Below are 21,661 nucleotides of genomic sequence, written 5' to 3'. Positions count from 1 at the left end.
CTGGAGATGTGACGTACACCTCGGATTAAACTCGACAGATAAACTATTTGGCAATAGATAGGTATTCGAGGAGTGCGGGCACCGTGTGCCGTCGCGTTGTCCGGTCGCCGGGCATCGACGCCGGATGTCTAGTGTTAGAGTAAGTTGTCCGCCACGGCGTGTCAGGGAGGCAGTCGGATGATGCTCACACTCGTGCGGCACGGGGAACCGGAGCGCGACGTCGTGGCGGCCGAACGCGGTGACCCTCCGTTGAGTGCCATGGGCCGGATGCACATGGCGGAGGCCGGGAGGCTCGTCGAAGCCGACGGGTACGACGTCGTCTACTGCTCACCCTTGCGGCGCGCCCGGGAAAGTGCCGAGATCCTTGTGCCCGGCGTCGAGCCTGTGATCGACGAGGATCTCGCCGAGTTCGACCGCGACGCGCAGCAATACCTGCACTGGGAGGACGGGGCCGGCCCGTACCGGGCGTACTTGGCCGGTGACCTGTCGCCCTGGGGGACGACACTCGACGAGTTCCGCGCTCGGATCTGGTCGGTTGTGGAGCGGATGCGTCGCGACAGCCTCGGTGGCCGGGTGGTCGCGGTGACCCATGGCGGGGTCATCAACAACTTCTTCGCGATGTTGCTCGGCTCGGAGCAGGTGTCGTTGTTCCAACCTGCCTACGGCTCGCTGAACCGGTTCCTGTATCGCGCGGACGAAGGCTGGACGACCATGGAGCTCAACGCGACCGCTGTCCGTCCGGAAGAACCACTCTTCAATAGTTGATTTATAGAGTAGTGTTGGTCCGTCGGGTTCGGAGGACACGGAGGTCTGCCAGGTGGAACTCGCCCTTGTGCGGCACGCTCATCCTGACCCGTCGGCGAGCCCGCACCAACGGCACGACCCGGGGCTGAGCTCCACGGGATGGCAACAGGCTCACGCGGTGGCCGACCGGCTGCGGCACGGTCCCTGGGACGCGCTGTACACCTCGCCCCAGCGTCGCGCGCTGGACACGGCGGCGGTTCTGGCCGACCGGCTCGATCTGGAGCCGCGGACCGACGAGGGGTTGGCCGAATTCGACCAGGGACATCCCTACCTGCACCTCGAGGACCTGCTGGTGGAGGGTAACGAGCTGATGGCCGCCTTCCGGAGGGAAGACTTCTCGGCCTACGGCACCGATGCCGCCGCGATCCGGCGCAAGGCCGTTGACACCGTCGAGGCCATCATCGCCGCGCATCCCGGCCGGCGCGTCGTCGTCGTCACCCACGGCACGGTCATCAACGCGTTCGTCGGCGGCTTCCTCGGCTCCCGGCGGCTCGTCTTCCACCACCCCACCTACACCGGAGTCACCGGCGTGCTCGCCGGCCGCAGTGGCCGGCGCGAGATCACGTGCCTCAACGATTCGTCCCATCTCCGCCTGCCCTGGCGGGCGCCTGTCGACAGGAGTTCCAGATGAACAGTCCGGACTTCGACGTCATCGTCATCGGTTCCGGCCTCGGAGGCCTCGCAGCCGCCTTGACGGCCAAGGAGAACGGTTGCCGCGACGTGCTCGTCGTGGAGTCCGAGGGCGTCCTCGGCGGCTCCACCCGGCTCTCCGGTGGGGTCGTCATGGGGAGCCGGAGCCGGTTGCAGCGCGCGGCCGGTATCGAGGACGGCGAGGACGACCTGTTCAAGGAGTACATGGCGATCAACGTCTGGGACGTCTCCGCCGGGCCGGTTGAGCGATGGGCCTCGCGCAGTGGCGACACGATCGACTGGCTCGAGAACCACGGTGTCCCGTTCTACGAGCGGCTCATCTTCAGTGGCGACGACCGGCGCCCTCGCGGGCACTGCGTCGAGGGTGGCGGGCAAGCCATCGTGGACGCGCTCGTGCCGCGCTGCCGGGAAGCCGGGATCGAGTTCGCCCTCGGCAACCGCGTGGACGAGCTGGTCCGGGAAGGCGGCGGGGTGACCGGTGTGCGCGCGGGCGGAGAGACGTTGACCGCCGGCGCCGTTGTCGTGGCCACCGGCGGTTTCGGCGCCAACCCCGACTACCTCGCCAGGCACTACCCGATCGCCTGGGTGCCGGGGGAGACGTTCTACATCGGTGCGGACGGGGCGCGCGGTGACCACCTCCGGTTCGCCGAGCAGCTCGGCGCGCAGCTGACCGGCGAGAATCGCGGCCTGCGGATGCTCAACCCCGGGGTCGACACCATGCACGAGGCGTTCCTGCCCGGCTGGACGATCCTGCTCGACAAGAACGGTCATCGCTTCTGTGACGAGACCGCACCGTACGGGATTCTCGACAGCCTGATGAAGGCGCGCGACAACGTCGGCTACGTCGTGTTCGACGACGCCGCGTTGCGGCCGCCCCCCGAGCTCGCCGAGCGGTACGGCGACGCCTACAAGCAGATCTGGCCCAACCACGCGAAGTTCAAGCCCAAGCACTACACCGCGGACGTCATGGAGCAGTTCAAGGACCACGACCGCGTCCACATCGCGGGCTCCCTCGACAAGCTCGCCGCCTCCGCGGGCATACCGGAACCGGATCTGTGCGGGACTGTCGCCCGGTACAACCAGCTGGTGGAGGCGGGGGAGGACACCGACTTCGGGAAAGCCGCCCGCTTCCTCAACCCGATCGCCACGCCGCCGTTCTACGCGGTGGAGGTCCGGCCGACGGCCATCGCCCATACCGGGTACGGCCTGCGGATCGACGACCACGCGCGGGTGATCGGCGTCGACGGCCACCTCATCGCCGGTCTCTACGCGGCGGGTGAGTGCACCGGCGGCATCGTCGGACCCACCTACTCCGGCTCCGGCAGCTCCCTGGCCAGTGCGGCCGGGCTCGGCAGGATGGCGGGCGAAGCGGCAGCCGAGTACGTGCTGCCCGCGCTGGCGTGAACCGGACTGCAACGACGACAGGAGACGACATGCTCTTCGCACCTCGCCCGGAACCCGCCGACCGTGACGCGATGCTGCAACTGGTGTACGACCGGCAGCAGATCGTGGAGGTCCTGCACCGCTATGCGCGCGCGATCGACCGGTGCGACATCGAGTTGCTCAAGTCCGTCTATCACGACGACGCGACCGACGCCCACGGGTCCTTCGACGGCAGCGCGCACGAGTTCGCCGAGTTCATGATTCCGCGGCTGAAGGAGCAGACCAGCTACGGAGTCCACCACGTCACCAACGAGCTCGTCGAGGTCGACGGTGATCGGGCGATCGCCGAGTCGTACCTCCTGGGCTATCACCGGGTGCCCGGTGGATGGGACTCGGTCGCCCGGTTCTTCGGCGAGGACTATGCCGAGCGGGCCAAGACCGAGGGAACGCTCGAGGGCGAGCACGAATACCTCACCGGCGGCCGCTATCTCGACAAGCTGCTCAAACGCGACGGCGTGTGGCGGGTCTGGCGCCGCCGGATCACCGTGGAGTGGAACCAGTGCCGGCCCTCGACGATGGTGCTCGACGGAGGACGCGCGCGCTACAACCTGCCCGGCACCCGGGACGGCGGCGACCCCAGCTACACACTCGGCTTCGACTCGTTCGACGAGTGATCATGGGAGCGACATGACATCCACAGCGGGGCGTCCGGCAGCACCGGATCCGGCGCCGACCGACGACGGGCGGGCCGGATCTGGTCTCCGCGCGGGAGATGCGGACGGCACCATCATCGTGCACACGCTCCCATCGGTGCCCAACTTCCGGGACCTCGCGGGTACCGAGGGCTATGTGACACCACACGGGCCGATGCGCCGGGGCGTGGTGTTTCGCTCCAGCACCGTCGACCCCTCGCCGGAGGACCTCGCGACGCTCGGCGCGCTCGGCATCGTGGCGGTCCACGACCTTCGCGGCCGGGGCGAGATCGATCGGCGGCCGGACACGGTACCCGCTGGAGCGATCTGGCGGCACCTGGCGGTCCCCGGGTTGCCCCCGGACAGGGTGCGGGGGCTGCGAACGCCGTCCGACGTTCGGGATGCCATGGTCGAGCACTACCGGGGCTTCGTCTCGGCACCCCACAAGCGGGCGGGCATCGGGGCGGCCCTCGCCGCGATCAGCGCCGAGGACGGACCCCAGGTCTTCCACTGCGCGGAGGGCAAGGACCGGACCGGCTGGATCGCGATGCTGCTGCAGCGGTTAGCCGGGGTGTCGGATGCGGACATCGTCCGCGACTACCTGCTGACGAACGAGCGGATGCAGGCGACGGGCGCCACCCTCGACGTCGCGCGTGCGTTCTTCGGGGACCGGGCGGACGACTTCTTCCGGCCGGCCATGATCGCCGATGCCGCGTATCTGGAGGCCGGCACGGCTCAACTGGAAAAAGACTACGGGGACCTGGAGGGCTACCTGCGCAAGGGCCTCGGGCTGTCCGACGACCAGCTCGACCGGCTGCGCTCGCTCCTCGTCGGCTGAGCTGCGCGCCGGGCCGGATCATCCGGGCTCGGTCAGTTGACCGGTCCCGGCGTTGAGTTGTGGCAGCACCGTGTCGGCGAGCAGTTCGAGGCTGCGCCAGGACAGCTCGGGCGGCAGGCCGCCGAGCAGCGGGTGCAGCCGCAGTTCGTAGTCCGGTGGAAGGGCGCGGCAGCGCCGGACGAGCTCGTCGGGGGTCACGATCCACATGCTCGGGTCGGCTTTGATCGTCTCGACGCCCTGCAGCTCCCGCCAGTAGCCGTTGGTGCTCGAGCTACCGCGCTCGGTCGCCCAGCGCGCGTACATGGTGCCCGCATGCATGAGATGGGGTGCGAGCTGCGCCAGAGCCTTGTCGGGATCCTCCGTCACGTGGACGAACGCCGGACCGTGCTCGGGGAACGGCTCGGGCGCCGGCAGGCCCAGCCGGGCGCACTCGGCTTCGTAGTACTCGTACAGCTCCTTGCTCGCCGGCCGGTAACCCAGACCGAGCCGGGCTGCGCGCCGGGCGGAGGGCTTGGCGTTTCCACCGACGTAGAGCGTCGGGCCACCGGGCGTGGCAGGCCGGGGCGTCACGCGGACGGTCCGGCCCTCGAACTCGAACTCCTCGCCCGTCCACGCCTTCCGCAGGGCCGAGAGGTTGTACTCGAACACGGTCGCCCGGTCGGCATAGTCGACACCGAACATCGCGAACTCGTGCGGGCGGTAACCCATGCCCGCGGTGACGAGGACACGGCCGCGCCCGGCGATGAGGTCGAGCACCGCGAGGTCCTCGGCGAGCCGCAGCGGGTGGTGCATGGTGATGCACAGTGCGGAGAAGTGCAGCGTGATCGAGCTCGTCGCGCCGGCGATCGCCGAGGCCAGGACCATCGGCGACGGGCAGTATCCGTCCTCCGCGCCATGGTGCTCGGACACGTACACGGCGTCGAAACCGCGCTCGTCCGCCCACCGCACCTGCTCCACTGCCGCCGCGTACAGAGCGGCGGCAGGCACCGAACCGGGACCCAGGTCTGGTGCCCGCATGTCGTAGCGAAGCCCGATCTTCATGTGCGCTCCTCACGAGCCCGGCGCGCCGCTCGCGCACAGGCGGCCGGCAGGAGCGGCGACGTCCGGCTCACGGCAGGGCCGGGTTCAGGTCAGTGTGATGCCGTGTTCATGCGGTGCGCGTTACGGGGGGCACTGACCCATCCGCACAGGTGCGGGTCCGCGTCGAACTTGGCCCCGTCCAGCCATCGTCCGTCGGCGCCGTAGTAGCCGACTTCACCGCTGCGCAAGGTGACCCGCACGCGGCCTTGCTCGTCCAGCTCGTACAGGTCACGGCTATAGGGATGCCTCAGTCCACCGGCCATGGGTCAGCGCCCCTCCACATACCGCCGCAGCAGCCGCTGCATCCACTTGAGATTGTCTTCCTGGTACGAAGCGAAAGTGACCGTGGGCTTCGCCGTGGTCTCCAGGCCGAACTGCACCTTCTCCATGTTGAAGCAGTCCTGGTCCAGGATGTTGCCGACGATGCCGAGGGCGGACACGCTGCTGAACGGGTCGTCGAAGCCAAGCTTCACCTCGTCCGCGGGCGGTGGCCGCTCACCCGTGAAGGGGGCGATGTAGAAGACGTCCATGATGCAGGTCCGGTGGTCGTCCCCGTTGGGGCGAAAGCGGTAGCAGATCTTGTGCACGCCGCCCCACGGCATGATGTTCGGGAACACGGTGTAGGTGAAGTTGTCGACCAGTTCGCAGTCGGCCCACTCGTCGATCTTGTCGCCCAGGAAGCCGCGCCACTTCTCGCGGGTGTTGCGCACGACGAAGGACCGCGCGGTCTCACCCGGCTCCAGCTGCACGGGCAGCTCCTCGTCCTCTCGGACGTCCAGGGTCGCTCGCAGCATGTCCTCGGTGCTCGGATCCCACGGCATCATCGGGCCGACGACCTCCGACGGCGTGATGAACCGCGCGAAGTTGTCGTAGCAGTCGACCTGGCACACGCCGAAGGCCGCATAGGGCACGGTTTGCGGGTGGGTCGCCGCGGCGTGCCAGCACTCCATGAAGGCTTCCTGCGCGACCTTCCAGTTGCAGCGCAGCAGCTTCGAGACGTGAACCTCGACGTACCTGTTCTCGAAGTCCCACTTGGCGAAGTGCTCGGGTAGATCGCCCAGGAACGTGCTGAGTGGCTCGGCGTCCGGATCGGGATTGAGGAAGACGAAGCCGGCCCACGTGCCGACGCTGACCTGGGGAAGCGTGAACCTCTCGGGGTCGATGTGCTCGAACTCCCACGGCGCCGGAATGCGCTTGAGGTTGCCGTCGAGGTCCCAGGTCATCGCGTGGAACGGACACCGGATCTCCGAGCACCGGCCCGCGTAGTCCTTCAGCTGGCGGCCCCGGTGCAGGCACGCGTTCGGGAAGGCGCGGATCTCATCGGGAGCCGACCGGACGATCAGGTACGACAGGCCGGCGATCTCATAGACATAGTGGTCTCCGACCTCCGGGATGTGTTCCTCGCGGCAGGCCAGCTGCCAGACGCGCTTCCACAGGTTCTGCTTCTCGCGCTCGTGCCACTCCCGCGAGATGTAGATGTCGATCGGCGCTTCGTCGAAGTCGAAGCTCCCGCGGGACTCCTGGCTGATGTGCTTGGGAACCTCTCGGGTATCCAGGCGCAGTACGTCCTGATACGAGATCAGCCGGTCTCCGACATCGATTCTCTCGCCCACGTCGATCCTCGCCTCCGCTGCTCACGATCGGTGCACGCTGTGCCCCTGGTCAAGGCCTGTCACCAGCCTACCCCCGTTATTACTCGTGCGATAGACTATTTTGCGGACGAGTAAGGAGCCGGTGTGTGTGCTGGTGCGCACGGGTGGGCGACCGGAGTTCTGCCGTGGCTGAGGGCGGGCGAGGTGACCGACATGATCGATAGCTGTGAGAGAGACTATCGAGTTCGCGATCGATTCATCTTCCGTCCATTGCGTCAGGTGCCGGCCGGGGCGATGCTGCGTCCATGACAAGGCGAGATCGCGAACGGCGCTGCCGGATGTCGTGGTGGGTGAGCATGGGCGAAGTGAGCGCGGCCATGGTCGGCGCCTACTTCCCGTATGACGTCGCTGCCGAACTGGATCCGTACGACGACAACGCGGCCGACTGGGATGCGGAGCTGGCTGCTCTTGTGGAGGCAGAATCGTGACCTGACGGCCGGCCGCTGATGCCGGCCGTCAGGCGGCCGACGACCGGAGCAGCCGACGGAGCGCTGCCGCCAGGGCCAGGGGGCGGTCGAGCATCGGATGGTGCCCGGCTCCCGGAATCCGGATCACGGGCATCGAGTCTCCGACCAGGTGCGTCATCTCGTCGGCCATGTGTTGCGGCACCATCCCGTGCTCGCAGCGCACCAGGGCGACCGGCGTGGTCAGCTTCGGCAGGTCCTGGGCGAGCGGTGGCCGCGTCGAGAAGATGCGCGGGTCGAACTTCCACGTCCACCCACCACGGACCGGGCGCAACGAATGACGGGCGATATGGCCCCGGATGTAGTCGAGGACGTTCGGCTGCTCGGGTAGCGTCCGGAAGCGCTGAATCGCGTCGTCGGGGCACGCGTAGACCCGGTGGTTGCCGAGCCGGACGACGGTGTTGTGCCGCGACGGCGTGTCGACGAGTACGACACGAGAGAACCGCTCGGGTGCGGCGATGGCGGCAGCCACCGCCACGCGCCCGCCTAGGCTGTGGCCGACGAGGACCGGACGGTCCAGCGCCTCGGCAACCGCGACGGCAGACACTTCAGCGGCCCACTCGGCCACGTCGTAACCGGCGGGCCTGTGGCCGCTGTCTCCGTGGCCACTCAGATCGAGCGCCACGACGCGGTGACCCGGGAGGTGCGGCGCGATGTGGTCCCACCACCGCGACGAGGCTCCCGCGCCGTGGATGAGGATCAACCCGGGCCGCGTCCGGTCACCCCACGCCCGGTACGTGATCGTGAGGCCGTCGGCGCTCGTCAGCTGCCGAACCTCGGGAGTGTGTGCGAGCGCGGCCGAGAACCACCGCGGCACGCCGTTCTGTGTATCGAGCGTGGCCTCCATGCCCTTCGCCGCCGCGGTCACCCGGCGGTCCGCGCGGTTGGTGCCGACGGCTCGGTCCGCACTGCCGGGGCGAGCCGGCGCTCGATCAGCTCGCACGCCTCGGCGACGATCCGATCGACGAGCTCGCCGCACTTCGGCACGTCGTCGATGAGGCCCTGGGTCTGCCCCGCCCACCACATGCCGTCGTCCATGCGTCCCTGGGCGAGCACCTGGGTGCGCCCTCGCTTGCCGGACACGAGTTCCGCGACGTCGTCGAAGGTGCTGTCGGGCCGGGACTCGATGTCGATCACGGTATCCGAGATCGTGTTCTTGGCGACCCGGGCAGTGTTGCGGAACTTGCGGAACACCAGGTTGGTGGAGCGTTCGTCGTTGGCGACGATCTGCCGTTTGACGTTCTCGTGCACCGGTGCCTCTTCGGTTGCTACGAACCTGGTCCCCATGTTCACCGCGTCGGCACCCAATGCGAGCGCCGCGACCAGGCCGCGCGCGTCCGCGATGCCCCCGCTGGCTATCACCGGTATCGAGAGCGCGGCGGTGGCCGCCGGGATCAGGACGAGGCCGCCGATGTCGTCCTCGCCGGGGTGCCCGGCACACTCGAAGCCGTCGATGCTGACAGCGTCGACGCCGAGCTGTTCCGCCTTGATCGCGTGCCGCACGCTGACGCACTTGTGGATCACCTTCACCCCGGCCGCTCGGAACGCCGGCATGTGCGGTTCCGGACTCCGTCCCGCGGTCTCGATGATCCTGATCCCGGATTCGATGGCGGCGTCCCGGTACTCGTCGTAGGGGATGGGGTCGATGCTCGGCAGGATGGTCAGGTTGACGCCGAAGGGCTGATCGGTCAGATCACGGCAGCGGCTGATCTCCTTCACAAGGGCTTCCGGGCTGGGTTGCGTCAGCGCCGTGAGGAACCCCAGCGCGCCACTGTTCGCCACCGCCGAGATCAGATCGGCGGTGCCCACCGCGGTCATGCCGCCGCACACGATGGGATGCCGGACGTCGAACTGCTCCGTGAAGCGTGTCACCAGCGCCATGAACCCGGCTCACTCCTCAACCGCTCGATGATCTTCCGAAAAACTTGGACAGTAGAGTATTTGACGTTAGAGTACGTGGTGAGCGCGGCGGTGTCGACAGGCGGCGCCCGCGTCGCGCTGAGTCCGTCAACGAGGAGGACGACCGGAGTGGACGCATCCATCGAGGAACAGGTCCGGCGGCTGGTGGCGATCGAGGAGATCAAACAGCTGAAAGCCAGGTACTTCCGGGCCGTCGACCTCAAACTGTGGGACGAGTTCGCCCAGCTCTTCACGGCCGACCTGCAGATCGACTTCGCGGAATCAACGAGCAAGCCGATGACCCGGGAGCAGTTCGTGGATTCGGCTCGACGGCATTTCGACGGGGCGATGTCCGTCCATCACGGACATATGCCCGAGATCGAGATCATCGACGAGACCCATGCTCGGGGCGTGTGGCCGATGTTCGACCTCGTCGAGACTCCGGAGGACAGCACGTACCAGTCCCACACAGGGTACGGGCACTACCGCGAGGAATACCGCAAGGAAGACGGCCGGTGGAAGATCTGCCGGACGCAACTGACCCGGCTCAAGCGCGTCGTCCTCGACAAGGGATGACCCGCGTAGTCGACACCCCTCACCCTCGGCTGTGTGGAGAAAGGTGGTTCCATGGGCAACGCGCTGGTGACCGGCGCCGGACGGGGAATCGGACGGGCCATAGCGCGCCGGCTGGCCGCGGACGGCTGCGATGTCATCGTGGTGGACCTCGACGAGGCGGCGGCGAAAGAGGTCGCGGCCGAGGTCGACGGCCGGGCGATGGTCTGTGATGTCGCCGATCCCGACGCCCTGCGCGTGTTGGCGGCATCGGTGGACTCGCTCGACGTTCTCGTCAACAACGCCGGGATCTTTCCGCCTGTGAGGCTTACCGACATCACGGCCGAGCAGTTTCGGAAGGTCATGGACGTCAACGCGGTCGCGCCGCTGCTGCTGACCCAACTGTTGATCTCCCAGCTGTCGTCCCGCGGTGGTTCGGTGGTGAACATCGCGTCGATGGCGGCGAAGGTGCCGACGCCCGGCACCGGGGCATACTCCCCGTCCAAGGCCGCGCTCGTCTCGCTGACCAAGCTCTGCGCTGTGGAGTTCGCACACACCGGCGTGCGTTTCAACGCGGTCGCTCCCGGGGGCGTCCGGACCGAGGGGACGGCGCAGGTGTCGGCCGATCCGGAGCGCGAGGGACGGTTCAACAACCTCGTTCCGCTCGGGCGTCGTGCGCTGCCCGAGGACATCGCCGACGTGGTGTCCTTCTTCGCCTCGAAGGATGCCCGATACGTCACCGGGCAGGTGCTCTACGTCGACGGCGGCCTGACGGAGGCGACGGTGACCTTCTTGCAGGCGGCGCAGAACGCGGGCGGGAAGTAGCGCTCCCGCCCGCGTCTGGCGGGCTCAGGTGGTCTCGGCTCCGGCCTCCGGGCGTGGCGTCTGCCAGGGCATGAGTGACCGGCAGCCGAGGCCACCGTCCACCGGCAGGGTGATCCCGGTGACGTAGGCGCTTGCCGGGGCGACGAGGTAGCGCACCGCGTTGGCGACGTCGTCCGGGTCGCCCGCCGGGGGCGGGGTGGCCGCGCGCCAGTCCTCGCTCCGGTAGTCCTTCCCGATCTTGGGTGGCGCGGCCTTCGGTCGTGGCCGTCCGCGTTCGTGGTCCACGGCGATCGTGCCGACGCGGATCGCGTTGCAGCGAATGCCGAGATGTCCGTATTCCGCCGCGACTGCCCTGGTCATCGCCTCGACCCCCGCCTTGCCCGCCGTGTACGCCGCGAAACCGGGCATCGCCAGCGCGGCCGCGATCGAGGTGATGTTGACGATCGAACCGCGGCCCGCCGACATCATGGGTGGCAGCGCGGCGCGCGTCGTCAGGTACGCGCTGGTCAGCGCGCTGTCCTGGACGCGGTGCCAGTTGTGCGGCGAGATCTGGCCGAGCGGGCCATCGACGTCGCGGCTGTGCAGGAGGTCGGTCGGGCCCGCGTTGTTGACCAGGATCGACAGCCGTCCGAACGAGTCGAGGCAGTAGTCGACGAGCGCCGTCACGTCGTCCTCGGACGTCACGTCGGCACGCGTGAACTCGACCTTGCCCGCGGCACCGGACAGTTCGTCCCGCGCTATCCGTCCCTGGTCGGCGTCGCGGCCGCAGATGAGCACGTCGGCGCCGGCGCCCACCAGCGACCGCGCGATGGCGTGCCCGATGCCCCGGCTGCCGCCGGTCACGATCGCGACCTCGCCGTCGAGGCGAAACGGGTCGGTCATGAGTCCAGCACCGTGATCGCCTCGGTGGGGCAGTTGCGGACGGCGTTTCGGACCGCATCCGCCTGTTCCGCGCCGGGGAACTCCTGAAGCACGATGACGGTGCCGTCATCGTCGTTCTGGTCGAACACGTCGGGTGCGTCCATGACGCACTGGCCGTTTCCGCAGCACTTGTCGAGGTCAGTGACCACGCGCATGAGCGACTCCGATCCGCTGTGGTTGAAACGAAAACTCTACAGCCAGAGTATCGCGCGTCGCGGCCTCGCGATTCAATCGCCTTGTAAACAGTCCATCGCTAGACTAATCTGGGCGCGTGCGGCGAAGCCGCCGTGCCGCAGTTCTCCAGGAGGATGACTCGTGAAGGTGACCGATCCCGTTCGCGATCTTTTCGACGCGAAGCCCGAGATGGCGCGCTGCCCGCACCTGGCATACGGGCCGATGCGGGAGGAGGCGGCGCCTCGATGGATCGAGCGGATTCAGGCCTATGCGCTGACTCGGTACGACGACATCGTGGCGGTGCTCAGAGCGCCCGAGAAGTTCTCGTCCGTGATGGCCAGTGGACCGGGTTCGGTCACCCCACTGGCCAGGAGGCTCGTCGCTGACCCCGACACCAGTTCGACGTTGCGGGCGCAGGCCCAACGCAGGCTCGAGATCAGTGAGTCGGCGGTGCTGCTCAACGCGGATCCGCCGGTGCACAGCCGGCAGCGCAAGCTCGTGAACCGGGCGTTCACCGCTCGCCGGGTCCTCGCGATGGAGCCGTCCGTCGAGCAGCTGGCGAACGAGTTGATCGACGCCTTCATCGACGATGGCAAGGCCGAGATGGTGAGCCAGTTCTCCATCCTGATGCCGATGACGGTCATCGCCGACATCCTTGGAGTGCCCGCCGAGATGCACCCGACGTTCAAGCGCTGGTCGGACGCGTTCGTCGCCGGCACCGGAAGTATGAACCTGAGCGACGACACCATCGCCGAGTTGTTCGCCGCGGTCGACGAGTTCTACGACTACTTCACCGAGCAGATCGCGCGGCGCCGCGAGGAACCGACCGACGATCTCCTGTCGGCCATCGTCGGCGCACGCATCGACGGCGAGACCCCGCTGACGCAGAACGAGATGCTGCAGATGCTCGTCCAGTTCCTCGTCGCAGGCAACGAGACCACCACCAACCTGCTGACGTCAGTGATGTACAAGCTGGTCACCGACCCCGAGCTCATGACGGCCGTCCGCGCCGACCACGCGCTCGTGCCGAAGGTCGTGGAGGAAGTGCTCCGGCTGGAGTCCCCGGTCCAGGGCATCTTCCGGACCGCGAACGAGGACGTCGAGATCGGTGGTGTGACGATCCCGAAGGGGTCGAACATCTACCTGGTCTACGGGTCGGCCAACCGCGACGAGCGCAACTTCCACGAGCCGGATCGGCTGTCGTTCGACCGGGCGAGCGAAGGCAATCACCTCGCGTTCGGCAAGGGCGAGCATTTCTGTCTCGGCGCGCCCATCGCGCGCCTGGAGACACGGGTCGGCATCACCGCCTGGCTGAGGCGGACGAAGGAGATCGCCCTCGAGGCCGACCCCGAGGACGTCGAGTACCTGCCGAGCTTCGCACAGCACGGCATCGCGCGGCTGCCGTTGCGGTTCACGGCGTGAGCAGTCCCGTCCATGTCCACGCCGCACTGCCGAGGTGAGCGATGCTGAGCCCGTATGACGAGCTTCCGGTCCACCAGACGCCCTACCCGCTGAGTCGCGTAGCGGACAGCGACCACGGCTTCGACGACGGCTACTTCTTCGGTGTGTTCAATCCCGACCGGCAGATCTTCTGCTTCCAGGGAATGCGGATCAATCCCAACACCAACCTCGTCGGCGGGTACGCCGGTATCAACCGCGCCGGGGTGCAGCGAACCGTCCGGTTCAGCCGGACCTGGCGTGACCACTGCGCCACCGAGATCGGCCCGTACCGGATCGAGATCGTGGAGCCGTACCGGGACATCCGGTTGACGCTGGACGACAACCCGTCCGGGTTCAGCTTCGACCTGCATTGGCTGGGGTCCGCGCCCGCCTTCGAGGAGGCGCACCACTTCGCCACCCGCGGCGGGCGCCCCATCACCGACCAGACCCGCTACGCCCAGAGCGGTACCGCGCGAGGCTGGCTGAAGGTCGACGGCGAACGCATCGAGGTGGAACCAGGGTCCTGGTACGCCGATCGCGACCACTCGTGGGGCCTATACCACCAGCGGCCCCCACTGGCGCCGGACCCGAGATGGTTGCCGCCCGCCGAACCCGAGGGCGTGCCGAGGGCACTGCGGTTCTGGACGTTGTTCGGCGCCTGTGAACTGTCCGGCTTCTACGCCATCCACGAGTCGCCGGATGGCGCGCAAGTGCCGATGAACGATACGTTCGGCACCCCGTTCGAGGGGCGGTTCGACTTCGGCTGGGACGGCAAGGGCGTCGAGCTGGTCGCCGGACGACACCGGCTGGAATTCGTCGGCGACACGAGGATTCTGGCCGCGGCCACCATCACACTGACCGACGCCGACGGTGGCGAGTGGGTGCAGCACGTACGCCCGGCGGCGCCCGCGTGGGTGACCGCGACGCTCGGTTACCAGGCTGGCAGCTGGCGCGACGGGGGATCGTTCCGGACCTACCACGGACCCGAGCAGCCCGCGGTCGAGTGGGACGAGTTCGACTTCTCCCGGCAGCCACTGGATTTCCGGATGTACAACGGGACGCCCGTACCGGGGTTGATCGGCAAGGAGTACGTGTCCCGGGTCGAGACGATCGCCCCGGATGGCCGGCGGTGGACCGGAGCCGGGCACACCGAGTTGTTCCTCGACGGGCCGTTCCGGCCCTACGGTTTCGCGTGAGGTGAACGATGATCACCGAACTCCGCCCCGCCGCGGAACGCAGCTGGCAACTGCTGGCGGACCGGGCCGGCACCGAGCCGGACCCGCGCAAGCGCGCGAATCTGGAGATCGTCGCCCGGCATGTGCGGGAGGAGGTCCGGGGTGACGTCCCCGCACTGATGGAGACACTGGTCCCGCAACCCGTTTACGAGGTCTGGGGTGCCTCCGACTCGGTCGGCCCCAAGGGGTACGACGAGGTGAAGGCGTTCTACGAAGCGTCGATCGCGATCGGCAAGAACCGGCTGGAGTTCGAGATCTCGAACGTGCTGGTCGAGCATGACACCGTTGCCACCGAAGGGATCTTTCGGCACGCCTATACGGGCGAGCTGCTGACGAGTCGCGGTTTCGCCGCCGAGGACGAGGTCGAACCCGCGGCCTGGTATCTCGTCGAGTACCGGGCACTCATCGTGTGGCCGATCGATGTGGGCGGGCTCATCGAGGGTGAACGCATGTACGTGGGGGAGAGCCCGCGAATCCTGCGGCGACTCGAACCGGGTGAGTGCGACCACCTCGGTCCCCCGAACCGCGGCTGAGACACGACATCACGAAGGGACGCTGTTTCGATGGCATTGGATCCGGACGCGATCGGCGCCGAGTCGGGCCCACGGCGCACCACCTGGGAGAGCAAGGACTGCATCCTGTATGCGCTGGGAGTCGGTGCGGGTGTCGACGAGCTGGCCTACACCACCGAGAACACCAAGGGCACCGAGCAGCAGGTGCTGCCGACATACCCGGTGGTGCTGAGCATGGACCCGGGGATCTTCAAGAGGTTCGGCACGTTCGACTGGGCCAAGCTGGTACACGCCGAGCAGGGCGTGGAGGTGCTGCGGCCGCTGCCCCCGAAGGGTGCCGTCCTCACCACCACGCGCATCGCCGACATGTTCGACAAGGGCAAGGCCGCCTTGGTCGTGACCGAGTCGGAGTCCGTCGACGAGGACACCGGCGAGGCGATGTTCCGCACCCGTTCCGCGCTCTTCATCGGCGGGGCCGGCGGCTGGGGAGGCGACCGTGGCCCCAGCTCTACCTGGGAGGCGCCGGAGCGGTCGCCCGACCACACCGTCACCTACTCGACGCGTGCGGACCAGGCGTTGCTCTACCGGCTCTCGGGTGACCGCAACCCGTTGCACTCCGATCCGGCCTTCGCGCGCCGCGCCGGTTTCGAGCGGCCGATCCTGCACGGGCTGTGCACGTACGGCTTCACCGGCCGCGCCCTGTTGCATGCCCTGGCCGGCGGGGACGCTCAGGGCCTGCGGAGCATGGACGCGCGGTTCGCCGCTCCGGTCCTGCCCGGCGACACCCTCCACGTGGACATCTGGGGGACCGGTGACGGTGAGGCGGTGTTCCGGACCCGCAAGGACGACGGCACGGTCGTGCTGACCAACGGACGCTGCACGCTCAACGCGGGCGCCGCACGGTGACGGTCGTCGTCGTCGGTGCCGGCCTCGCCGGTGTCCGCGTCGCCGAAGAGCTGCGCAGAGCCGGATACGACGGCGGCCTGGTGCTCGTCGGGGCGGAATCCACGCCACCCTACGATCGACCACCGCTGTCGAAGGAGGTCCTGAGGGGCACCCGCTCGCTTGCCGACATCCGGTTGCGGGACGACGCGTTCTTCGCCGATCACGACATCACCCTCCGCCTGGGTTCGGCGGTGACCGCGGTGGAGCCGCGGCGAAAGCACATCCTGCTGGCCGACGGCGACACACTCCGCTACGACCGCCTGGTCGTCGCGACCGGACTGCGCGCTCGCGCTCTCCCGGGCGGCGAGTCCCTGCCCGGCGTGCACACGCTGCGCTCCCTGGACGACTGCCTCGCGTTGCGGCAAGGGCTGGACGAAGCAGGCGCCGCGCTCGTCGTCGGGGCAGGCTTCATCGGGTGCGAGGTGGCGGCGAGTCTGCGCGAGCTGGGGCTGACGGTCCATCTCGTCGAGCCCCAGCCGACCCCGTTGGCGGGCGCGCTGGGGGAGAGGCTCGGGGAGCTGGTGGCCCGCTGGCACAGGAAGGCAGGCGTCGACCTGCGGTGCGGCACCGGGGTGGCCGAACTGGTGCGGTCCGGACGCAAGCTGCGGGCCACGTTGACCGATGGTGCCGATATCGACTCCGATGTCGTGGTCGTCGGCATTGGTTCCGTTCCTGAGTCGGACTGGCTGGCGGGCAGCGGTATCGAGGTCGGCGACGGTGTGCTGTGCGACGAGCGTGGGCGTACCACCGTCGCGGACGTGTGGGCGGTGGGTGACGTCGCGGCGTGGCTCGGGCCGGACGGCCGCCATCGTCGCGTGGAGCATTGGACGAACGCAGGGGAGCAGGCACGAGTGGTGGCCAGGGACATGCTCGGCATGCCGTGTGGCGAGGAGTTCCTGCCCTACGTGTGGAGTGATCAATTCGGCTTGAAACTCCAGGTTTTCGGCGAGGTCGTGCCGGACGCCGATGTCACTGTGGAGGAGGACGACGGACGGCGCTTCCTCGCGACGTGTGTGGCTGAGGGAAGGCTCGTGGCCGTTGTCGCGGCGGGGATGGCGGGCAAGGCGGCACGGTTGCGACGCCGCGTCGGTCAGCCCGCCGGGTAGGTGTCAGTGAGCGCGGTCGATATCGCCTGCGGCCGAACGCAATGCGCCGAGCACGGCGAGCAGCCTCTGCTGCTGGGCAAGGGTGCTGCCGGTCAGACCGAACTTCACCTCGCGGAGTGCGTCGGTGGCCTTTCGCGTGAGCTCCCGCCCTTCGTCGGTGATCGTCACGCATGTTGCGCGCCGGTCGGTCGGGTGCGGGTGCCGGTACAGCAGTCCCCTGCCCTCCAGTCGGTCCGTGGCGAGCGTGATGGTGGTGGCGTGCACGAGCAGGTTCCAGGCCAAGCGGCTGAGCAGCCGGGTACCGTTGTCGCTCAGTTCGAGCGTCATGAGCACCAGGTAGTCTGTCAGGTTGAGACTGTAGGCACGCAGCGCCGTTTCCACGGTGTCGGTCATCAGCCGATGGAGGCGCAGCGTCGAGCTCATGGCGAGAAACGCCTCCTGATGCGTGCCGAGATCGAACTTGGACCAGTAGTGGTTCGCCCACTCGACCGGGTCCGTGATCGTCTCTGTCTCGTCGGTTGCGCCGGCAGACCCTGTGTTCTTTCGTGCCGCCACGACGTGCCGCCCTTCCCTGCCGGATGCCTGATTGCGAGAACATCTACTCTAATCGTAGACTAATTGTGCCGCTTTGGGCGAGCGGAACGACGGCACTCGAGTTTTGTGCCGTGGCCGGGACAGTGTCCCTTTGCTGACAACCGATGCCGGATGGGGCGATGGCGGAGAATTCGAACGACCGGGAACGGCGGCCCGTGCGGGTCGGCCTCGTGGGATTGAGCGCGTCCGGCGGCTGGGCAGCGCAGGCCCACGTGCCGGCGCTGGCCGCTGTGGAGGGGTACGAAGTGACCGCGCTGGCGGGAAGTTCGGCGGCGTCGGCGAAGGCGGCGGGGGAGCGCTACGGCGTACCGTCGACCTTCGGGTCGGCGGTGGACCTCGCCCGCTGCCCCGATGTCGATCTCGTCGTCGTGGCCGTACAGGCGGCCAAACACTACGACGCCGTGATCGCGGCGGTCGACGCGGGCAAGGACGTCTACTGCGAGTGGCCGCTCGCGACATCCGCCGCCGAGGCGGAGTCGCTCGCCACCGCGGCACGCGACAAGGGTGTGCGGGCCTTCGTCGGTCTGCAAGCTCGGTCGGCGCCCCTGATCCGATACCTCAAAGATATCCTCGCCTCCGGTTGGGTCGGTGAGGTGCTGTCCACCACCGTGGTGGCGTCCGGGATGTCGTGGGGCGAAAAGGCCGACTCCCGGACAGCGTACGTGCTCGATCGGGACGGCGGCTCGACGATGCTGGCGATCCCGTTCGGACATGTGACCGATGCCCTGACCCTCTGTCTCGGCGAGTTCACCGAAATCGGCGCGGTCCTGGCGAACCGGCGCCCTCGTGTGCGTGACCGGGTCTCCGGCGAGATCGTCGAGAAGACCGCCGACGACCAGGTCGCCGTGCACGGCGTGCTCGAAGGAGGTGCCGTCGCGTCCGTGCACTTCCGGGGTGGCCGGTCGCGCGGCACCAATTTCCATTGGGAGATCAACGGCACCGAGGGCGACCTGGTCATCACGGGGGAGCACGGCCACCTGCAACTGGCACCCGTCGTCCTGCGCGGCGCGCGGGGTGACGACCGCGAACTCGTCGAGCTTTCCGTCCCGGACGAGTACCACCTCGTGCCGGCGTACCGGGAGCGTCCGGCTGATCCCGCGACCAATCTCGCCAACGCCTACACGGTCCTGCTCGAGGATCTCCACAAGGGCAGCACCACGTTGCCCGGCTTCGATCACGGTGTCCGCAGGCACAGGTTGCTCGACGCCGTGCTCGAGGCGGCATCGAGTGGACAGCGGCGGCAGTTGTGATGCGGCTGGAGAACGTGACCGACGTCGGCACGTGGTTTCGCCATCGCCTCCGGGACGACGTCGACGAGGTGTCGATCGAGCGGGTCGGCCGCGTTTCCCGTGGAGTGTCGCGCGAGACATGGATCGTCGACGCGCGCGTCGTCCGGGACGGCACCGCATCGGACATGTCGTTTGTGGTCAGACGTGATCTGCCCGACGGTACCGTGATTCCCATGCCGCTTCGCGAGGAGTACGAGGTCTACCGGAGGCTCGCGGGCAGCGCCGTGCCGGCGGCCCGAGCGCTGTGGATGGAGGAGGACCCACGCTGGCAGCCGGACGGGCGCCCGGCCTACGTCCGCACCAAGATCGACGGGAACTGGTACCTGCCGTTTCTGTCCAGCGACGACCCGGCAGACGACGACCGTAAGATCGCTGCTTCCAAGGAACATCTGGACAAGCTCGCGCTCGTCCACACCACGGACTGGCGCGCGCTTGGTTTCGATGAGATCGGCACGGTGCCCGAGTCTGTGAAGCATTGTGCGACGGCACTGCTGGACGACATCGAGACCTGGCTCGCCACTTTCCGGTTAGAGCCGTCCCCCGCCGTGACCGAGGCGCTCTCCCAGCTACGCGACAGCGCACCCACCGATTCCCCCTGCATCGCATTGTGCAAGGGCACGAACGGGCACGGCGAGGAGGTCTGGTCGGACGACGGGCGGATCGTCGCGATGAGCGACTGGGAGCTGTGGCGGCTCGGCGATCCGGCGTACGACTTCGCGCAGGTGCAGGAAATGGTGCCGGAAATCGTCCGGGACGGACGCAGGCTGTGGGGCTGGCCGGAGGCGCTGGAGTACTACCGGGCGCGGACGGGCATCGACATCTCGCCGGAGCGGCTCGCGTACTACCGGGCCTGCTACGGACTGATCCAGTTCTGCTACGCCCACCACAGCGCTCACCGCGTCCGCGCGGGTGCGAGCAGCATCCGGCTGGTGTGGAACGCGACCGAGGTGCAGTACCGCAGTCAGCTCAAGCTCGGGGCGGCCTGCGGGTTCGCACCGGAAACGGGGACCACCACATGATCGAGCCAACGGTTCCGGAGGTGCTGGCGGCGACCATCACCACCATCGAGCGGGACATCGCCCCGAAGGTCAGCGCCGACGACGACGGCTACACGGCGAGCCTGTGCCGCACCGTGGCCCAGCTGCTCCGGATGGTGCGAAGCCGGGTCGAGCACGAGGAGCCCGCGCTGGCCGCGGACAACTCCGAGCTCCGTGCGCTGCTCGAGACCTGGGCGCCGACCCTGCCCGACGAGCCGCGCCGGGTGGTGGAGGCGGCGTTGCGTGCGGCAGGGGAGCTGGATGCCCCGACGACGGTCGGCAGGCTCGGCGCGGAGGCCAGGTGCCTGCGGAGTGCCCTGGACACGTTGATCGCGGCGCTGCCGGACCGCGACGACCCCGCCCGCGCGGCCGGGCGGGAGTATCTGCGACACCAGCTGGAGCGTCAGCGACCGTGGCTGGTCGAGGCGTTCACCGGCCCACGCCGCTGACCGAACGACGCAGCGAACGAGGTCGGGTTCCCGGTTCACCCCGGAAGCCGGCCGCTCCGGTCCATGATCGGGAGATGGCCCACGCCCGGTTCGCCGTCGACGGTCAGCCGCGCCATCTGCTCGCGGTGGCCCGCTGGGACCGGTGCGCCGTCCAGGAAGACCTGGGTGGCGTCACCCACGTCGTACACGTCGTACTCGACGACCTCGCCCCGCCGCGCGCCGAACCCCTTGCCGTCACGGAACCCGCGGCTGTACCCGCCACCCCGGCCGGCCCACGCGCTCTTGGTGAGCGGCTCCGCGACGATCTCGGTCGTCGTGCCGTCCGCGAGGTGAAGCCGGATGGTGGCTCGCCGGTAGTTCGCCGTCCCGGGCACGAAGTCGATCTCGTGGTCGATGCCCGTCACGTCCACGGGTTCACCATCGCGGTAGAGCGTGCCGTCGAGGTAGGTCGGTCGCCGGTCGGCGTACTCACGAAGCTGGAACATCCCGTGGCAGGACGCGGTGGAGAAGCTGCACCACACTGTCAAGCTGCGTGTCCGCTCGCTCATGTCGGGTGGCTCCAGACCGCCGACGTCGACGCGCACGCCCCAGGCGTGGTCACGGTCTCCCCACCAGTCGGCGATCTCATGGCGTCGATCGCCCACGGAGATGACGCCGTTCCATCGGCCGACCTGGACGTAGCGCTGCTGATCCTGGAGAACCCGGCCGTTGCGCAGTTCGGTGTGCTGTCGTTCCAACCGCGGCGCGAGCGACGTGCGGAACTCCAGCTCCGCCCTCACCTCCGGCGCGTCGAGTGTCAGGGCGATGTGCCGGTACGGCTCCAGAACCTCGACCCGGAGTGGTCCGGCCGTCCCGGCCAGCCGCTCGTCGGCGGCCGGCGCCTGGGTCGAGACGCGAAGGTTGTGCTGGGTCTCGCCGTCCAGCACGGACAGGAAACCGTCGCGGGTGCCCATGTTCGGATAGCGGCCGAAGCCGGCGAAGAACGCCGCACCGCCTGCCGGGTCCGCTCCGCAGAACCAGAACCGGTCGAAGAAGCGGTGGTCGCTTGTGGCGACGACCGAGAGCGGCTGCGGGAACTGGTGGAACAGCGTCTCGTCCAAGTCGGTCAGCATGGAGCCC

The 21,661-nt window shown here is 68.3% G+C and carries 24 protein-coding genes; 16 read left to right on the top strand and 8 right to left on the bottom strand.

Features of this window, described 5'->3' with window-relative positions:
* Window positions 1-177 precede the first annotated feature (177 nt).
* The 5 genes from ACFSZT_RS23930 (at window position 178) to ACFSZT_RS23910 (ending at window position 4,368) form a co-directional block, all read left to right on the top strand.
* Window positions 178-765, top strand: a complete 588-nt coding sequence (locus ACFSZT_RS23930) for a histidine phosphatase family protein (protein ID WP_377383733.1) — start codon at window positions 178-180, stop codon at window positions 763-765.
* Between the two features lie 52 nt (window positions 766-817).
* Window positions 818-1,435, top strand: a complete 618-nt coding sequence (locus ACFSZT_RS23925; RefSeq protein WP_377383735.1) for a histidine phosphatase family protein — start codon at window positions 818-820, stop codon at window positions 1,433-1,435.
* Entirely contained in the window at window positions 1,432-2,859 is a 1,428-nt protein-coding gene (locus tag ACFSZT_RS23920; protein WP_377383737.1) for an FAD-dependent oxidoreductase, read from the top strand. Before ACFSZT_RS23925 ends, ACFSZT_RS23920 begins: the two co-directional genes overlap by 4 nt.
* A gap of 29 nt (window positions 2,860-2,888) precedes the next feature.
* Complete coding sequence (locus ACFSZT_RS23915; RefSeq protein ID WP_377383739.1) at window positions 2,889-3,512, top strand: nuclear transport factor 2 family protein; 624 nt, start codon at window positions 2,889-2,891, stop codon at window positions 3,510-3,512.
* A 136-nt stretch (window positions 3,513-3,648) separates the two neighbouring features.
* Window positions 3,649-4,368: a tyrosine-protein phosphatase gene (locus tag ACFSZT_RS23910; protein ID WP_377478352.1), complete on the top strand. Its 720-nt coding sequence runs from the start codon at window positions 3,649-3,651 to the stop codon at window positions 4,366-4,368.
* An 18-nt stretch (window positions 4,369-4,386) separates the two neighbouring features.
* Here ACFSZT_RS23910 and ACFSZT_RS23905 read toward each other — a convergent pair whose 3' ends face one another.
* Together ACFSZT_RS23905 and ACFSZT_RS23900 are read right to left on the bottom strand one after the other, a co-directional pair.
* A complete protein-coding gene (locus ACFSZT_RS23905; protein ID WP_377383744.1) occupies window positions 4,387-5,409 on the bottom strand; it encodes an LLM class flavin-dependent oxidoreductase in 1,023 nt (340 codons plus the stop codon).
* Window positions 5,410-5,714: 305 nt separating this feature from the next.
* A complete protein-coding gene (locus ACFSZT_RS23900; RefSeq protein ID WP_377383747.1) occupies window positions 5,715-7,061 on the bottom strand; it encodes an aromatic ring-hydroxylating oxygenase subunit alpha in 1,347 nt (448 codons plus the stop codon).
* 284 nt (window positions 7,062-7,345) lie between these two features.
* Here ACFSZT_RS23900 and ACFSZT_RS23895 point away from each other — a divergent pair, with 284 nt between their 5' ends.
* On the top strand, window positions 7,346-7,528 hold the full coding sequence (locus ACFSZT_RS23895) for a hypothetical protein (protein ID WP_377383749.1): 183 nt from the start codon (window positions 7,346-7,348) through the stop codon (window positions 7,526-7,528).
* Between the two features lie 28 nt (window positions 7,529-7,556).
* Here ACFSZT_RS23895 and ACFSZT_RS23890 read toward each other — a convergent pair whose 3' ends face one another.
* Both ACFSZT_RS23890 and ACFSZT_RS23885 read right to left on the bottom strand, forming a co-directional pair.
* Window positions 7,557-8,432, bottom strand: a complete 876-nt coding sequence (locus tag ACFSZT_RS23890) for an alpha/beta fold hydrolase (RefSeq protein ID WP_377383751.1) — start codon at window positions 8,430-8,432, stop codon at window positions 7,557-7,559.
* Complete coding sequence (locus ACFSZT_RS23885; RefSeq protein ID WP_377383753.1) at window positions 8,429-9,445, bottom strand: NAD(P)H-dependent flavin oxidoreductase; 1,017 nt, start codon at window positions 9,443-9,445, stop codon at window positions 8,429-8,431. Before ACFSZT_RS23885 ends, ACFSZT_RS23890 begins: the two co-directional genes overlap by 4 nt.
* A 147-nt stretch (window positions 9,446-9,592) precedes the next feature.
* On the opposite strand from ACFSZT_RS23885, the gene ACFSZT_RS23880 reads away from it, so the two are divergent.
* The gene (locus tag ACFSZT_RS23880; RefSeq protein WP_377383754.1) at window positions 9,593-10,039 is read left to right on the top strand and encodes a nuclear transport factor 2 family protein; all 447 of its coding nucleotides are present in this window, start codon (window positions 9,593-9,595) and stop codon (window positions 10,037-10,039) included.
* 51 nt (window positions 10,040-10,090) lie between these two features.
* Window positions 10,091-10,840 carry an SDR family NAD(P)-dependent oxidoreductase gene (locus ACFSZT_RS23875; RefSeq protein WP_377383757.1) on the top strand — a complete coding sequence of 250 codons (750 nt, stop codon included), beginning with the start codon at window positions 10,091-10,093 and terminating at the stop codon, window positions 10,838-10,840.
* Window positions 10,841-10,864: 24 nt separating this feature from the next.
* Here the strand turns inward: ACFSZT_RS23875 and ACFSZT_RS23870 are convergent, their stop codons facing one another.
* Both ACFSZT_RS23870 and ACFSZT_RS23865 read right to left on the bottom strand, forming a co-directional pair.
* On the bottom strand, window positions 10,865-11,722 hold the full coding sequence (locus tag ACFSZT_RS23870; protein WP_377383759.1) for an SDR family NAD(P)-dependent oxidoreductase: 858 nt from the start codon (window positions 11,720-11,722) through the stop codon (window positions 10,865-10,867).
* Complete coding sequence (locus ACFSZT_RS23865; RefSeq protein ID WP_377383762.1) at window positions 11,719-11,916, bottom strand: ferredoxin; 198 nt, start codon at window positions 11,914-11,916, stop codon at window positions 11,719-11,721. The genes ACFSZT_RS23870 and ACFSZT_RS23865 overlap by 4 nt, the downstream gene beginning before the upstream one ends.
* A gap of 166 nt (window positions 11,917-12,082) precedes the next feature.
* Between ACFSZT_RS23865 and ACFSZT_RS23860 the strand changes: the two genes are divergently transcribed.
* From ACFSZT_RS23860 to ACFSZT_RS23840, 5 genes are read left to right on the top strand one after another with little or no spacing between them, the layout of a single operon-like run.
* A complete protein-coding gene (locus ACFSZT_RS23860) occupies window positions 12,083-13,357 on the top strand; it encodes a cytochrome P450 (protein ID WP_377383765.1) in 1,275 nt (424 codons plus the stop codon).
* A 41-nt stretch (window positions 13,358-13,398) separates the two neighbouring features.
* A complete protein-coding gene (locus tag ACFSZT_RS23855; protein WP_377383768.1) occupies window positions 13,399-14,571 on the top strand; it encodes a hypothetical protein in 1,173 nt (390 codons plus the stop codon).
* A gap of 8 nt (window positions 14,572-14,579) precedes the next feature.
* Entirely contained in the window at window positions 14,580-15,143 is a 564-nt protein-coding gene (locus ACFSZT_RS23850; protein WP_377383770.1) for a nuclear transport factor 2 family protein, read from the top strand.
* Between the two features lie 30 nt (window positions 15,144-15,173).
* Window positions 15,174-16,028: a MaoC/PaaZ C-terminal domain-containing protein gene (locus ACFSZT_RS23845; RefSeq protein ID WP_377383772.1), complete on the top strand. Its 855-nt coding sequence runs from the start codon at window positions 15,174-15,176 to the stop codon at window positions 16,026-16,028.
* Window positions 16,025-17,173: an NAD(P)/FAD-dependent oxidoreductase gene (locus ACFSZT_RS23840; protein ID WP_377383775.1), complete on the top strand. Its 1,149-nt coding sequence runs from the start codon at window positions 16,025-16,027 to the stop codon at window positions 17,171-17,173. The genes ACFSZT_RS23845 and ACFSZT_RS23840 overlap by 4 nt, the downstream gene beginning before the upstream one ends.
* A gap of 3 nt (window positions 17,174-17,176) precedes the next feature.
* Here the strand turns inward: ACFSZT_RS23840 and ACFSZT_RS23835 are convergent, their stop codons facing one another.
* On the bottom strand, window positions 17,177-17,728 hold the full coding sequence (locus tag ACFSZT_RS23835; protein ID WP_377383777.1) for a MarR family winged helix-turn-helix transcriptional regulator: 552 nt from the start codon (window positions 17,726-17,728) through the stop codon (window positions 17,177-17,179).
* A 158-nt stretch (window positions 17,729-17,886) separates the two neighbouring features.
* On the opposite strand from ACFSZT_RS23835, the gene ACFSZT_RS23830 reads away from it, so the two are divergent.
* From ACFSZT_RS23830 to ACFSZT_RS23820, 3 genes are read left to right on the top strand one after another with little or no spacing between them, the layout of a single operon-like run.
* Window positions 17,887-19,017: a Gfo/Idh/MocA family protein gene (locus tag ACFSZT_RS23830; RefSeq protein ID WP_377383779.1), complete on the top strand. Its 1,131-nt coding sequence runs from the start codon at window positions 17,887-17,889 to the stop codon at window positions 19,015-19,017.
* Complete coding sequence (locus ACFSZT_RS23825) at window positions 19,017-20,075, top strand: phosphotransferase family protein (RefSeq protein WP_377383782.1); 1,059 nt, start codon at window positions 19,017-19,019, stop codon at window positions 20,073-20,075. Before ACFSZT_RS23830 ends, ACFSZT_RS23825 begins: the two co-directional genes overlap by 1 nt.
* Window positions 20,072-20,542 carry a hypothetical protein gene (locus ACFSZT_RS23820; RefSeq protein ID WP_377383785.1) on the top strand — a complete coding sequence of 157 codons (471 nt, stop codon included), beginning with the start codon at window positions 20,072-20,074 and terminating at the stop codon, window positions 20,540-20,542. The genes ACFSZT_RS23825 and ACFSZT_RS23820 overlap by 4 nt, the downstream gene beginning before the upstream one ends.
* A 35-nt stretch (window positions 20,543-20,577) precedes the next feature.
* Here the strand turns inward: ACFSZT_RS23820 and ACFSZT_RS23815 are convergent, their stop codons facing one another.
* Complete coding sequence (locus ACFSZT_RS23815; protein ID WP_377383787.1) at window positions 20,578-21,654, bottom strand: hypothetical protein; 1,077 nt, start codon at window positions 21,652-21,654, stop codon at window positions 20,578-20,580.
* Window positions 21,655-21,661: the final 7 nt, after the last annotated feature.

Origin of the sequence: Prauserella oleivorans (assembly GCF_042685745.1) — a bacterium.
Lineage (GTDB): Bacteria > Actinomycetota > Actinomycetes > Mycobacteriales > Pseudonocardiaceae > Prauserella_A > Prauserella_A oleivorans.
This window is presented reverse-complemented; position numbering and strand designations above follow the sequence as displayed.

Excerpts from the sequence above, each read along its gene's own strand:
- ACFSZT_RS23870 (WP_377383759.1), bottom strand. The coding sequence starts at position 11,722 with ATGACCGACCCGTTTCGCCTCGACGGCGAGGTCGCGATCGTGACCGGC.
- ACFSZT_RS23855 (WP_377383768.1), top strand. The coding sequence starts at position 13,399 with ATGCTGAGCCCGTATGACGAGCTTCCGGTCCACCAGACGCCCTACCCG.
- ACFSZT_RS23830 (WP_377383779.1), top strand. The coding sequence starts at position 17,887 with ATGGCGGAGAATTCGAACGACCGGGAACGGCGGCCCGTGCGGGTCGGC.
- ACFSZT_RS23895 (WP_377383749.1), top strand. The coding sequence starts at position 7,346 with ATGACAAGGCGAGATCGCGAACGGCGCTGCCGGATGTCGTGGTGGGTG.
- ACFSZT_RS23850 (WP_377383770.1), top strand. The coding sequence starts at position 14,580 with ATGATCACCGAACTCCGCCCCGCCGCGGAACGCAGCTGGCAACTGCTG.
- ACFSZT_RS23875 (WP_377383757.1), top strand. The coding sequence starts at position 10,091 with ATGGGCAACGCGCTGGTGACCGGCGCCGGACGGGGAATCGGACGGGCC.
- ACFSZT_RS23845 (WP_377383772.1), top strand. The coding sequence starts at position 15,174 with ATGGCATTGGATCCGGACGCGATCGGCGCCGAGTCGGGCCCACGGCGC.
- ACFSZT_RS23865 (WP_377383762.1), bottom strand. The coding sequence starts at position 11,916 with ATGCGCGTGGTCACTGACCTCGACAAGTGCTGCGGAAACGGCCAGTGC.
- ACFSZT_RS23815 (WP_377383787.1), bottom strand. The coding sequence starts at position 21,654 with ATGCTGACCGACTTGGACGAGACGCTGTTCCACCAGTTCCCGCAGCCG.
- ACFSZT_RS23885 (WP_377383753.1), bottom strand. The coding sequence starts at position 9,445 with ATGGCGCTGGTGACACGCTTCACGGAGCAGTTCGACGTCCGGCATCCC.
- ACFSZT_RS23905 (WP_377383744.1), bottom strand. The coding sequence starts at position 5,409 with ATGAAGATCGGGCTTCGCTACGACATGCGGGCACCAGACCTGGGTCCC.
- ACFSZT_RS23930 (WP_377383733.1), top strand. The coding sequence starts at position 178 with ATGATGCTCACACTCGTGCGGCACGGGGAACCGGAGCGCGACGTCGTG.
- ACFSZT_RS23820 (WP_377383785.1), top strand. The coding sequence starts at position 20,072 with ATGATCGAGCCAACGGTTCCGGAGGTGCTGGCGGCGACCATCACCACC.
- ACFSZT_RS23920 (WP_377383737.1), top strand. The coding sequence starts at position 1,432 with ATGAACAGTCCGGACTTCGACGTCATCGTCATCGGTTCCGGCCTCGGA.
- ACFSZT_RS23915 (WP_377383739.1), top strand. The coding sequence starts at position 2,889 with ATGCTCTTCGCACCTCGCCCGGAACCCGCCGACCGTGACGCGATGCTG.
- ACFSZT_RS23825 (WP_377383782.1), top strand. The coding sequence starts at position 19,017 with ATGCGGCTGGAGAACGTGACCGACGTCGGCACGTGGTTTCGCCATCGC.